General features: G+C 47.9%; 10 protein-coding genes. 4 read left to right on the plus strand and 6 right to left on the minus strand.

Going from position 1 to position 12,843, the window contains the following annotated elements; genetic code table 11:
* Positions 1 to 172 precede the first annotated feature (172 nt).
* From VNM22_07745 to VNM22_07760, 4 genes are all read right to left on the minus strand, one after another.
* Entirely contained in the window at positions 173 to 2,677 is a 2,505-nt protein-coding gene (locus VNM22_07745; protein HWP47042.1) for a hypothetical protein, read from the minus strand.
* A gap of 661 nt (positions 2,678 to 3,338) precedes the next feature.
* Positions 3,339 to 3,782: a secondary thiamine-phosphate synthase enzyme YjbQ gene (locus VNM22_07750; protein ID HWP47043.1), complete on the minus strand. Its 444-nt coding sequence runs from the start codon at positions 3,780 to 3,782 to the stop codon at positions 3,339 to 3,341.
* 161 nt (positions 3,783 to 3,943) lie between these two features.
* On the minus strand, positions 3,944 to 4,324 hold the full coding sequence (locus tag VNM22_07755) for a transcriptional regulator (protein ID HWP47044.1): 381 nt from the start codon (positions 4,322 to 4,324) through the stop codon (positions 3,944 to 3,946).
* Positions 4,305 to 4,958 carry a hypothetical protein gene (locus tag VNM22_07760; protein ID HWP47045.1) on the minus strand — a complete coding sequence of 218 codons (654 nt, stop codon included), beginning with the start codon at positions 4,956 to 4,958 and terminating at the stop codon, positions 4,305 to 4,307. The genes VNM22_07755 and VNM22_07760 overlap by 20 nt, the downstream gene beginning before the upstream one ends.
* 172 nt (positions 4,959 to 5,130) lie before the next feature.
* Here VNM22_07760 and VNM22_07765 point away from each other — a divergent pair, with 172 nt between their 5' ends.
* The 3 genes from VNM22_07765 (at position 5,131) to VNM22_07775 (ending at position 9,324) form a co-directional block, all read left to right on the plus strand.
* Positions 5,131 to 7,884, plus strand: coding sequence for a VIT domain-containing protein (locus VNM22_07765; GenBank protein ID HWP47046.1), 2,754 nt, complete (start codon positions 5,131 to 5,133; stop codon positions 7,882 to 7,884).
* Between the two features lie 112 nt (positions 7,885 to 7,996).
* Positions 7,997 to 8,806 (plus strand): archaeosortase/exosortase family protein, encoded by an 810-nt coding sequence (locus VNM22_07770; protein HWP47047.1) that lies wholly within the window; start codon positions 7,997 to 7,999, stop codon positions 8,804 to 8,806.
* Entirely contained in the window at positions 8,752 to 9,324 is a 573-nt protein-coding gene (locus tag VNM22_07775) for a hypothetical protein (GenBank protein HWP47048.1), read from the plus strand. The genes VNM22_07770 and VNM22_07775 overlap by 55 nt, the downstream gene beginning before the upstream one ends.
* Before the next feature lie 151 nt (positions 9,325 to 9,475).
* Here the strand turns inward: VNM22_07775 and VNM22_07780 are convergent, their stop codons facing one another.
* Positions 9,476 to 10,372, minus strand: coding sequence for a DUF58 domain-containing protein (locus VNM22_07780; protein HWP47049.1), 897 nt, complete (start codon positions 10,370 to 10,372; stop codon positions 9,476 to 9,478).
* Between the two features lie 215 nt (positions 10,373 to 10,587).
* On the opposite strand from VNM22_07780, the gene VNM22_07785 reads away from it, so the two are divergent.
* Complete coding sequence (locus VNM22_07785) at positions 10,588 to 11,508, plus strand: cobalamin-binding protein (GenBank protein HWP47050.1); 921 nt, start codon at positions 10,588 to 10,590, stop codon at positions 11,506 to 11,508.
* On the opposite strand, the gene VNM22_07790 is transcribed toward VNM22_07785, so the two are convergent.
* The gene (locus VNM22_07790) at positions 11,505 to 12,653 is read right to left on the minus strand and encodes a glucose-6-phosphate dehydrogenase assembly protein OpcA (protein ID HWP47051.1); all 1,149 of its coding nucleotides are present in this window, start codon (positions 12,651 to 12,653) and stop codon (positions 11,505 to 11,507) included. The genes VNM22_07785 and VNM22_07790 overlap by 4 nt on opposite strands.
* Positions 12,654 to 12,843 lie beyond the last annotated feature (190 nt).

Genomic DNA, 12,843 nt, shown 5'->3' on the forward strand with positions numbered 1-12,843 from the left:
AAATTAACCGACATGAAAATGGGGGGGGTAAGGCGTTTGCGCTCCCAGGGAATGGGACCAAACTTTTCTACTTTATCCTGCGCATATAGGAACAACCTGGAGCAGTTGAGAAAACCCTAAGGAGGAATTAGAGTGAGCGGCGAGGGCCCCCTCGCCGCCTTGAGAAGTGGGATTATTTTGCCGCAGATACCGGAAGATCTCCCAGCGAACCTACAGAAACTACAGGAAATACGCCCAAAAATTGAGAAGAAGAAGTAAGAATCCACCACTGCCCCGTAGAAGGTCGAAAGATTCCCAGATCGGTCCGTCCATCTCCATCATAATCTGCCTGAACCGGAAGATCTCCGGGTTGTCCCCATGCCCTTGTCACGATTCTCCTACTTCTAAGAATACCTATCCAGGTTCCTGTGCTGGGTCTCCAGACGGCTACATTGGCTAATCCATCTCCATCATAATCCCCAGGTACCGGAAAATCTCCCACAGTTCCTAAAACCCTAATGGTAAGCAGATTATTGCTAGAATTGGTAATAAACCACTGACCGGTGGAAGGTCTAAAAACAGCAATATCCGTCACACCATCTCCATCATAATCAGCCGGAACAGGGATGTCGCCGGGCATACCCCAAATTGTGGCTCCAAGGCCACCACTTGAGAAAAGGATCCACCATACACTGCCGAGGGGCCTCCAAACAGCACGATCCGTCAAGCCATCCCCATCGTAATCTCCAGGAACCGGAAGATCTCCCGCCTGACCCCAGACCTGAATATCCTCACCGGCTGGAAGAAGAACATGCCACTCGCCGGTGGAAGGCCTAAAGAAGGCAAAATCGGCGGTTCCATCTCCATCGTAATCACCGGGAGTTGGAATATCTCCCGAAGATCCGAAGGAAACCTTTGAGGTCCTGCCGGATACCGACCACTCTCCGGTTGTGGGATTCCAGACGGCAATATCATCATTCAACCCCCCATTGAAATTCGCCTTATCTGCCACAGGAACAGCCGGAATCAAAGGTAAGGTTTGTTGAATAACCCACACACTCCCGAGAGTTCCGGCATAGAGAATAGAAGGAGTTGTTGGATCTACTGCTAAAGCCTGGATACCCAGATTCGTCAATCCTGTATTCATCACGCTCCAGTTTCCTCCTCCATCGAGGCTCTTGAACACACCCTCCAAGGTTCCCGCATAGAGAGTCACAGGGGTCACCGGATCGATAGCCAGGACTCGAACATCCAGATTCGTCAGTCCAGTACTGATACTGCTCCAACTGCCACCCCCATTGATGCTCTTGAAAATACCGTTACCGACGGTACCTGCATACAGAGTTGCAGGGGTCGCCGGATCGATAGCCAAAGCCTGAATATTCAGATTCGTCAATCCCGTATTCATCACACTCCAGCTCCCACCCCCATTGATGCTCTTGAAAATACCGTTACCGGCAGTGCCCGCATACAGAATTGCAGGGGTCGTCGGATCGATAGCCAGAGCCTGAATATTCAGATTCGTCAGCCCGGTATTTATTGCCCTCCAGCTTCCCCCCCCATCGGTACTCTTGAAGATCCCCCCACCTGAAGTCCCCGCATAGACCGTGGAAGGAGTCCCAGGATCGATAACAAGATCCCGAATATTGAAGGCCGTCAGTATATCAAAGGCCGTCAGTCCGGTATTTATTGCCTTCCAGCTTCCCCCCCCATCGGTACTCTTGAAGATGCCTCCCGAAGTTCCTGCATAGACCGTGGAGGGATTTGTAGGATCGATAGCCAGATCCCGAATATTGAAGGCCGTCAGTTTGTTATTTACAGGGTTCCAGTTTACCCCCCCATCGGTACTCTTGAATACCCCACCATCGATAGTCCCTGCATACACCGTGGAAGGGGTTATGGGATCGATGACCAGAGTAAGAACACTCAGATTGGTCAATCCGGTATTCGCCACACTCCAGCTCCCCCCGCCATTGGTACTCTTGAAGATACCTCCTCCCAAAGTCCCTGCATACAGGATAGAAGAAGTTTTAGGATCCACGGCCAGGATATAAACATCCAGGTTGGTCAGTCCAGTATTTACCGTATTCCAGTTTCCTCCTCCATCGGTACTCTTGAATACCCCACCTGAAGTCCCTGCATAGAGAATGGAGGAAGTTACAGGATCAACGGCCAGGGCTCGAACCTCCAGATTCGTCAACCCCGTATTTGCCACACTCCAGTTTCCTCCTTCATCGGTACTCTTGAATACCCCACCTGAAGTCCCTGCATAGAGAACGGAGGGAGTCGAGGGATCAACGGCCAGGGCTCGAACTTCCAGATTCGTCAACCCCGTATTTGCCACACTCCAGTTTCCTCCTCCATCGGTACTCTTGAATACCCCACCTCCAAAAGTCCCTGCATAGAGAACGGAGGGGGTCGAGGGATCAACGGCCAGGGCTTTTATGTTTCCACCTTTCGGTCCATTGGTCGTCCATAGGTTAAACCCGGCAAAAGCCCTGTCTACCCCTAGAGAAAATAGAGTCAATAGAATTCCCACAAAGAGTATCTGGAGGCGGAGATATAAGGATAAAGTTTTTATCCCTGATTTACAAAAACTATAACGAAAGTCGGAAAGTAAATATTTTTTATCTTGCTTCTCACTGTTATTGCGTAACAGAGAAAGCAGGTTTTTTATAGATTCCCTTGGAGTTTCCATCCTGTCTATCCCTCCTCCCCGGCCCTAAACACCCCCCTTTACGTCTCTTATTTCTGTAGCGTAATGTAATAAAGTAAGTTAATTTTAAAAATGCTTTTTATATCGGAACAAAACCTGTTTTCCCAAGATTAAGAATAATCTATCGAATGGTCTTTATAGGGCCGGGTCAAAGTTAAAATTCATGAACCAATTCCCTTGAGATACGCTATTACACTGTTACCTTAATTTTAGCCTCATAAAGTAGCTTTCACTTCCCAACGCCCCTCTCCCGCAGCGTGGGAGAGGGGAGAAACTCCCCTTCTCCCGCAGTGACGGGAGAAGGGAGTTGGGGGGCTGAGGGCAGAGCAAAACACTGCTTCAAATCTAACTTTACAAAGTTAGAAAAGTAGGAGATTAAAGGACCTAAATTCTGCTATAAATTCCTGCAAGGGTTATACCGTTTTGAAAAACAAAGGATAAGTCCAGGATGGGGTGAGCCTGCCCATCGGTTAAACCGTGACCCGGTCGATAAGGAAATTAAAAGATACCCAGGATAAAACCCTTAAAGTGCATAAAGGACTATCCACAGCCTGTGATATCCCTTTCCTATTGGGGTAGGGCAAAAGGGTGAGGGTTCCCCTATTCGCCTGGACTCTTTAACTTCGGCAGGATGTCCTCCGGCCTATATTCCCAAAACCATGACGGATATGGTTCTCTCCCTGGCCCGGTCCAATTCTATAAAAAAAATCCGTTGCCAGGGACCCAATTGAATCTGTCCGTTCACAAGGTTCAGGGTCTCTGAAGCTCGCAGGAGCATGGCTTTACAATGGGAGTGACCATTATCATATTCCTCAGGACCCATGTTGACCGTTCGGATGGAAAAGTCGTTATGCCGATACACGGCGTCCTGGGGAACTATATTCTCCAGAATCTTTTTCATATCCTCCAGGAGTAAAGGTTCGTTTTCATTGATCACAATGGCCGTGGTGGTATGTTTGGTTTGTACGTTGACAAAGCCATTTTGAATTTGAGATTTTTCCACCAGCTCGATGATGATGTCTGTGAGATCTACAAATTGTAAACATTCTTGAGTTTTTAATGGGATTAACTCATGAAAAACTCTCATAGCTCCCTATTCCCTTTCCTTTCCAGAAGTTCTTTTAAACCTGGAAGCTTATTCTTTTGAAGGATAAAGTACTTTGTTTAGTAAAGCAATCGGGTGAAAAAATAAACAAAATATGTAATTTATTTGCTTGCCGGGGGATAAGCTGCAAGGTCTGAACGGTGCTAGGCACGGACCGGTTTTACCCAGGATAAAATCCGGGGTGGGTCTTTTTCGGCAATTATGGCAGATTCTGCAGCCTTTCGCAGGACTTGTTCCAGGGCTTGCAGATATTCGATAAAGCTCTCACGACCCTGATCAGTAAGAAATACCGTAGTACGAGGTTTGGCTCTGACAAAGGTCTTTTCAATCTTGATGGCACCGGCTTCTTCTAAGGCTTTCAAATGCCGACTCAGGTTGCCGTCGGTAAGTTTACATTCCTCCTTGAGCTCGTTAAAAGTCAACCCATCTATGGAACCACAAAGGGCTGATACAATGGCTAAACGATTCGGCTCGTGAAAAATTTGTTTTAAGGCTACATAAGGATTATCGTACTTGGCGGACATGGTTGTTCTCCTTTATTTTAAAGAAACTACTTAAGGAAGTGGGGGTTGCCCCATCGTAATGCAAAATGATTCCCCCGGCCCATTCCCCGACAAAAAAGACCATGGCTGCCGGCCATGGATTTAAAAAAGAATTATGGGGAGTCAGCAGATAAATAGTGCCACAGATAATGTAAAACCAACCCACCTGACAAATCTGTTTCGGCAGAACATGGCGTGAGGCCAGGTTGGCCAATCCAAACAAACACATCCATACGCCAAATAAGTATTTATGGAGCCCATCCCTCATTAAGATTAAGGTTAGGACTCCTCCCACAAAAAGAGGGGGGAGTACATCAATGGTCGGTTTAAGCCGGCGGATATCCCGCTTCACACAGGGATCAAAAAAGAACCAGTAAACCAGGGATCCAAAATTTAAAAGAATGGCAAGGACAAAGACAGTTCCCCAGCCAACGGCATGGGCGGTGATGGTTTTCGGAAAATAGTCGGAAGACATAACCGGAGCAGCCAGTAAAGCAAGGGTCCCAGAAATGGCTCGGGCACGCCCCGAATAGCCTTTAAAACGTTGTTTTTCCAATACCTTCTGTTGTAATTCCTGAACCTGGGCAAGTGCATGGTGAATAGGATTGGTCATCATGGTTTCTTCCTCCTTTTCTAACAAAATATACTTGACAAATTACTTTGCAATACAAAGTTTTTATTTTAAATGTTAAAAAATCACTTGCTTTTCGGAATAGATGCGTTAGGCTGGTCGAATCGTTATTTCAATACACCTTTATTTTTATGCAAAGAAAAAAGAGAGGGAAAATATGATCCCATGGACCCAATCCGCAAAGGAAGAATTAGATCGTTATTCCGACCAAATTCGGCGTACGGTGGAATCATCGGGAGCCGATCCTTCGATATTTATCACAGACATTTATCGGTACGTTGATGAAGCTATTGCTGCTTCTCACCTTCAGGTGGTAACGGAGGAGGATATCCGGCGAATCTTATCCCAGATAGGCTTGCCTGGCTCCGATTCCATGGGATGGAAGAGAGATTTTGAACCTGAAATTCCTGTTCAAACAAATCCTTTCCATTCTGGGACAGATCCTGGGACAGAAGTACCGAAGAGTCCAGGGATAAAGTCTTTACAAAGGTCGGATTTTAACCGGATTTACAAGAGGCCATCCGGTCTGTTTATTCTTTTGTTTGGTGTTGTACTTCCTCTGATAACTCTTGGGGTTGAATTAAGCACCCATCTATGTGCCAACGAATTTTTCGATCCGATTCCGACGACCTGGCATATTCTTTTGGTCGGGTTTGTGCCCCTTGCGAATCTTTTAGTTTGGCTGGCCGTCTGGAAGGGTAAAACCTCCTATCGACGGAAATTGGGATTAATCAATGGAATTGCACTGGGTGTGGCATTTTTTTACACACTCCCCTTTATTCCTCTCCTTCCCCTGAGTGTTTTTGCAATTATTTATTTTGGTATAGGATTGTTACCCATGGCGCCTCTTTTCTCTTTCATTTCAGCCGTCCTTTGTCGCCGTTACCTTCGACAGATGACCCTCGAGGCAACGCCCAGGAAGGTCCCAGGTCTTGGATGGGGGATTCTTTTAGCTCTCGTAGCTTTTGTGGCCGCCGATTTGCCAATTGTTCTCACCCGAATCGGTATACAGATGGCTGCTTCCCCTTCTTCCGAGATCAGCCTTCGAGGGATTCGATGGCTCCGGGCCATAGGGGATAAAGACCTTCTACTACAGGCCTGTTATCGGCGCCCTGCAAGGATATCGGATTTCTTCAGTTTTATGGTTTCCATGGGAAATCTTCCTACCCCCGAAGAAGTCCGCAAGATTTACTACCGTGTTATGGGGAAGCCCTTTAACGCAGTTCCTCCACCAAAACTTGTTACCTTTGATCGTTGGAGTTTCTGGGACGAGCTTGATTTTGACCGGGATCAGGGTGGGGCTGTGGTGGGAGAACGGATAAAAGGACTTTCCCTGGTCGGCTCTCGACTGGATGGATCTTTGGATCCTGATGCCGTTTTGGTTTATACCGAATGGATCCTTATTCTCAAGAACAATTCCAATCGGCAACATGAAGCAAGAGCTCAAATCGCTCTCCCTCCAGGGGGAGTAGTTTCACGCGTAACGCTCTGGATCAACGGAGAGGAGCAAGAAGCCGCCTTTGGATCGCGAGGGAAGGTGCGGCAGACCTATGAACAGATCGTTCGACAACGGCGAGATCCTGTTCTCGTTACCACCAGCGGCCCTGATCGTGTCTTAGTCCAGTGTTTTCCTGTACCTCCAGGCGGAGAGATGAAAGTTCGAATTGGGATTACCGCACCACTTTTGTTGGAAACCAGGGACCGGGGGCTTTTTCGTTTACCTTACTTTTTGGAACGTAACTTTAGTATCTATGAAGAAGGTTCCCATTCTGTCTGGTTTGAATCGAGAAAGCCCATGGAAACCCTCAGCAAAACTCTTAAATTAGAACATTCCGACAACAACCTCTATACCATCCGAGGAACCATGTCGGATCCCGATCTGACAACATCCCAGGCTATTATCCATGTGGGTCGGTCTGGAGAGGTCGTGCAGGCCTGGACCCCAGATCCTGTAAGCAAAAAGGAACAGATCATTCGTCAGATCATCCAAGAGAGGGAACCTCAGTCTCCGGCCCGGGTTATCCTTGTCGTTGATGGCTCTCAAGGTATGCAAGGGTTTCTTCCAGAAGTTATCGATGCCCTCTCCGGGCTCCCGGAAGGCATCGAATTGGGTTTGATCTTTGCCTCAGATGACGTTCGTCTCCTGGCAGGGTCGATACAAAAAGTTACAGCCGAATGGTATAGAACTCTTGCCGATCACCTGAAGAAAGAGAATTTTGAAGGAGGCCAGGATAACATCCCGGCCCTGATCAAGGGTTGGGACCTTGCAACGGAGCATCCAGATGGTATCATCCTGTGGATTCATGGACCCCAACCCATTCTTTTGCAAACAACAGAAGAAATTCGGCAGAGATGGGAAAGACGACCTGACTCCCCTCATCTTTATGAGATCCAGGCCGGAGGTGGACCCAACCGTATCGTTGAGCAACTCGATGGGATCCCAGCCATAAAATCCATTCCACACCTGGGAAGTTTATCCGATGATTTGAAAAGACTGTTCTCCCCATGGCGTGGTGAGTCAAAAGAATGGGTGTTATTCCGTGAAAGAGTTACCCGAGAAAGCCTGGACGATTCGATCCCGGGTAAAGAGACCTCTGCCCATCTGGCTCGACTTTGGGCGAAGGATGAAATTCTGAAACGTGTTGTTTTCAAAGGGAGACCTGAATCTTCGAGTCCGAACCTGATAGAGGAAGCTCTTCAGCTTGCAATCAGCTATCAACTGGTAACTCCCCTTAGTGGAGCGGTTGTTCTGGAAACCCAGCAGCAATACCAACAAATGAATCTTGAGCCGGTCAAACCGGGTACAGTTCCAACCATCCCTGAACCGGAGACCTGGATGCTCCTGCTGGTGGTTGCTACGGTCCTGATAGGGGTCTTTTACCGATGGAAGATCTTGCCCGTTAGAGAATAGTAGAAGGGTGGGGGTGTGGGAGGGTGGGGGTAGATGTAAATTCTCCCATACTTTTACGCTCCTTTCTACCCTTCCATACTCCCATACTCCCACACCCTCATACTTCCCTCTGATGAACAACCAGAGTTTCCTTTTTATTCTCCAGTTTCTTGCCTTTTGGCCGGTTTGGAAATGGTATGTTCTCAGGCTGATAGATTCTCCCCAGGAACTATTTGGCTTAATCGCTTTAGGTACCGCGGGAGGATTTATTTTATGGAGAAGGCCTGATTTAAGTTCCGCCAAATCCCGTCTGATTTTGCCGGCCGTTTTTGTGCTTCTCTATACGGTGACTTACCCTTTTCTTCCATTCCTGATAAAGGCTGCTATTGCGCTCGTTGCCATAGGTTGTACCCTAAGTTCCTATCGATGGGGGATATCTTTTCATCCTGGAATCTGCGGGCTTCTCCTCCTATCCCTCCCCGTTATCCCCTCTCTACAATTCTACCTGGGATATCCACTCCGTGTGTTAACAGGTATCCTAGCGGTTCCTCTCCTTCAATTGGGAGGTTTTACCGTAGTTCGAGAAGGAACTTCCTTAAATTGGGATGGTCAACTCATCTTAATTGATGCACCTTGTAGTGGGGTTCGGATGTTATGGTCGGCCCTTTATCTCACTTTTACCTTGACCTGTTTCTACGGATTTAATACAGGAAAAACCTGTCTGGCCGTTCTTCTCTCATTCCTGGGGATTATTGCAGGAAATGCGCTCCGTTCGGCTGCCTTATTCTATCCTGAGGCCCATACCCTTGCTCTCCCCTCCTGGACCCACGAAGGGATTGGGATGGTCGTATTTTTCTTCACAGCCATTTTTATTGTGGGAGGTATTCGGTGGATTCGAAAAAAATTTCCATTGGTCAAGCGGGTGGTCAAGCGGGACGCTTAACCTACCTGACCCTTCCCATTTATATCATTTCCTGTGGGTTAGCCACCATAGTACCCCTGGTAGTTGCTACTCCTGATTTCAAGCCCAATTTTGTCTCGTTCCCCGGCTGGCCAAATCAATTTGAAGACCGCCCTTTGATGGAGTTACCTTTATCCAAACGTGAGAGGCGCTTTAACAATGATTTTCCAGGGCGTATCGCAAGGTTCACAGATGGAACCCGTGAGTTTGTGATCCGATGGGTGATCCAAGAAACGAGAAAACTCCATCCCGGTGCCGATTGTTTCAAAGGAATCGGCTATTTTATTCAACCTATCTCCCTCCGAATCGATATCAACGGCTACTCCTGGGGTTGTTTTGAAGCTACACGGGGTGAGGAAAGACTCAGAGTCTGCGAAAGGATCTACGATGAAGCAGGAAATAGTTGGACTGATGTGTCTGACTGGTATTGGGCAGCTCTTCTAGGAAGAACGCAAGGACCCTGGTGGGTCATCACCGTTGCCGAGAATCTACAGGAATAAGGTTAAGAGCCCAACTTTACCATTCAGGTAGTCGCTTTTACAGATTTATATCAGATCAACTTGAAATGGGGTGTAATTCCCACATGCGAGGAGGGAAAAGGAGCTTTCAAGGACAGATTTTTTCTCCTCTAACCCCTTTCCTGCTGTCAAACTAAAAACGTTGTTCTTCTAAGAGTTGGATGAGTTCATCGACAGAAAATGTTTCCCTGGATAAGAAAAGGGCTTTTATGCCAGAGGCTTGAAATTGCTCTAAGCAGTAAGCTTGTTCCCGGCGTTTTTGATCTTCTACCAGGTTTAACCAGGCTTTAGCATCTACCTTCCCAAACTCTCCACTTTCGATGTCTCGATAGGTCAAAACCCCCACCGAAGAGATGAGACTCTCTGGAATTCTTTCTTCGAGGAAAATAGGAAAGATAGGATTATGGGCTCCAATCCGTTGGACTACTGGAATCCAATCCTCATCGGTTTCAAAATCCGAGATCAGGATGATAAGCTGTTTTTTATTGGGCAGGCCTGCGCCTTTACGGGCTTCAAAGAACTGAAGGACCGGGAGTAGAGAGGTTTTTTCGCCCACAGCCGGTTGGAAGTCCCAGATGGTTTGCAGGAGGTTTACAAGGGTTTTTTCAGAGCGAAAGGGAGAGAGAACCGTTCGAAGGGTAGAATCAAACCCGATAAAACCCATAAGATCCTGTTGGCGAATAATCGAACGGCCCAGTATGGCCAAAATATCTAAGAGGAGGCGATGCTTAGATTTTTCTTCTGAGAATCCGATGAACATGGAAGCACTGAGATCTGCAACCATCCAGACTTCGAGAACCCGTTCCTCCCGAAGTTTCCGTACGAGAAACCCCCCTTCTAAGCGTTCACTGGCTTTCCAGTCGATATGGCTGGTCTCTTCGCCCACCGTGTACTGTTGGAAAAAATCAAAATCTTCTCCGCGTCCACGGAAGGTACTCCGATGCATGCCCTGCATGAGGGTCTGAACCCGGTCCCGTATCCGTAAATCCACCCTTCGGGTTATTTGAGCATACCATTCACCAAAATCCATAAAATGAGTCTAAAGTTTAAAATAGCTTCGATAAAGCCAATCTCTCAGGGTACTTTTTCTTCGGTTAAGCAAGTATTTATTCTCATAGAGAAGCCTTGAAACCATTCCCCCTAAGCTTTAGACTATACTCATAGGTAGGGATCCTGTCAAGGATTGCAATAAAATTTAACAGGCAAATGTTATCCAAAGATCATCTTTTCTTTTAAAAGGAAGGTATGTCGACCCAACGTATTGTATCTTTAATTCCCAGTGGTACAGAAATTGTTTGCGCACTCGGTTTTGAAGCCCAACTGGTCGGACGTTCCCACGAGTGTGACTTTCCCGAATCGGTTAAGCGATTACCGGTTTGTACTGAGCCCAAGTTCAACCCGGAGGGTACCAGTTATCAAATTGATCAGCGGGTCAAAGCCATTTTGCAGGAGTCTTTGTCGGTGTATCGGGTTTATGCCGAAAAATTGAGGCAATTACAACCGGATGTCATTGTGACCCAATCTCAGTGCGAAGTTTGTGCCGTCAGTCTACAGGAGGTAGAACAAGCTGTTTGCGATTGGTTGGATTTTCGTCCTCACATAGTTTCACTGGCACCGGCTACCCTTTCCGATATCTGGGCCGATATAGCCCGTGTGGCAGAAGTTCTGGAAGCTCCTCAACGAGGCAGGGAGCTTATCCAGCGATTAAAGCAACGGGTAGAAGCCATTACCGAGAAGACCCGTGCCCTATCTGAACGACCCACCGTTGCCTGTATTGAGTGGATCGAGCCTTTGATGGCTACCGGCAACTGGATGCCTGAACTGATTGAAAGGGCTGGTGGGGTGAATTTGTTTGGTGAGGCCGGTAAACATTCCCCCTGGATGGCCTGGGAGCAGTTATTGGAAAAAGATCCGGACGTTATCCTGGTTTTACCCTGCGGGTTTGATATGCCACGAACCCGCGAGAATATATCTGTTTTAATGCAAAAGTCGGGTTGGTCTGATCTGCAAGCCGTACGCAGAGGACAGGTTTACCTGGCCGATGGGAATCAATACTTTAATCGTCCAGGGCCCCGGGTTGTAGAGTCGTTGGAAATTCTGGCCGAAATCTTACACCCGGATCGGTTCCGGTTTGGACATAAAGGGACCGGATGGCAACACCTTTAGAGTCGATGATCCAGCAGCTCCGCTAAAAACGCCAGTACCTGCTCATAAACTGTATCATGACCGAGAATTTCCAGTTCCTGGCTCAGGAGTCTTGTTTCACTTTCTTTATTCAGGCAGGTGATCTTTCCGGCTACGGGAGCTCCCCCAAATTCTACATGGGTTTGTAAATAAGGGCAATGGGAAGATCCATCTCTACCTGTAACTACAAATTGTGCCGGCGGATCACTTTCCGTGATGAGCTTAAGTGAACGAAGATCTGCCCGGCCGGAGTTTATAGCCGGAGAAGTTTTAACCTGGATGAGAATGGTTCGATTCAGGGCGGCCAGTTTCATCTGGTAGATATGCCGCTCCGTCCATCGGGGCCTTGAGACAGGATGCCATTTCAATCGACTGGCCAGCCAGCCAATAATAAGAAGCGCCTGACTGGAAATGGAATCCATGGAATCGGAGTTGCATTCAATTTCTACAAAACTCAGTCGGTTCAGGCAAGATAGCCGGTCTGGAGCATCAAAGAGTCCGGCCACTGCAACCCGCCAGGGGGTTAAACGAGACCAGTTCAGGTCGCTAAAGGCCACCCAGGGAAATTCACGCCGAATGAAAGCTGCTAGTTCCATAAGTCCCTCTTCCGGATTGGGCAGGCGTGCGGAGTCGATAATTACGCGATCGGAGGTCTCAACCAGCTCTTTAAACAATCGATTCCCGAGAGCCGGAACATCCCGCCACCATAAAACAACTGGCAGATCCGATACCAAAAGCGACCTCACAATACTCGGTAACCGAAAGATTCCTTCCCCCTCAGCAGTTACCATGATCTGCTCACAGCAAACTTGCTTACGACCTCCCACAGAGACATGGCACTGGGCAGTCACCCAGGCGTGGACGACCGAGGAAGGAGCTTCGGGTTTCGGAAGCATCACAATACCCCGGCTCGGATGTTCTGGGGAGACCTCTGCCATAATTTTACTTATCTCTCCGGCACTTCCCGAGCCGGGCGCATAGATCAGGAGATTCAAGACACATACCCGCAGAACCATCTGCTGACCTTCTGCCTGGGCTGCCTCAGCCATCTGCTTCCATAATTCCTGTAAATCTCGCTCGATTTCCACGGCATTTACACCGTTTGAAATGTGGAATTCAGTATGCAACTGCTTAAATCAAGAACCGGAAATCAGAAATCAAAGTACCGGGAGTTAGCCGTTAGCTTGACTTCTCACTTCCGACTCCTGGTTCCGTTTGTAACGGTTCGCCCTTACCCCGACCTCCCATAGGCGCCAGGTTAAGGTACCCCCTTCCTGTCCCTCCCCCGTTTCCCAAGGGAGGGAACTTCACTTCAAA

This window comes from Candidatus Limnocylindrales bacterium (assembly GCA_035559535.1).
Lineage (GTDB): Bacteria > Moduliflexota > Moduliflexia > Moduliflexales > JAUQPW01 > JAUQPW01.

Coding starts and splice junctions, on each gene's coding strand:
- VNM22_07760 (HWP47045.1), bottom strand. CDS start 4,958: ATGATGACCAATCCTATTCACCATGCACTTGCCCAGGTTCAGGAATTA.
- VNM22_07745 (HWP47042.1), bottom strand. CDS start 2,677: ATGGAAACTCCAAGGGAATCTATAAAAAACCTGCTTTCTCTGTTACGC.
- VNM22_07785 (HWP47050.1), top strand. CDS start 10,588: ATGTCGACCCAACGTATTGTATCTTTAATTCCCAGTGGTACAGAAATT.
- VNM22_07755 (HWP47044.1), bottom strand. CDS start 4,324: ATGTCCGCCAAGTACGATAATCCTTATGTAGCCTTAAAACAAATTTTT.
- VNM22_07765 (HWP47046.1), top strand. CDS start 5,131: ATGATCCCATGGACCCAATCCGCAAAGGAAGAATTAGATCGTTATTCC.
- VNM22_07770 (HWP47047.1), top strand. CDS start 7,997: ATGAACAACCAGAGTTTCCTTTTTATTCTCCAGTTTCTTGCCTTTTGG.
- VNM22_07750 (HWP47043.1), bottom strand. CDS start 3,782: ATGAGAGTTTTTCATGAGTTAATCCCATTAAAAACTCAAGAATGTTTA.
- VNM22_07780 (HWP47049.1), bottom strand. CDS start 10,372: ATGGATTTTGGTGAATGGTATGCTCAAATAACCCGAAGGGTGGATTTA.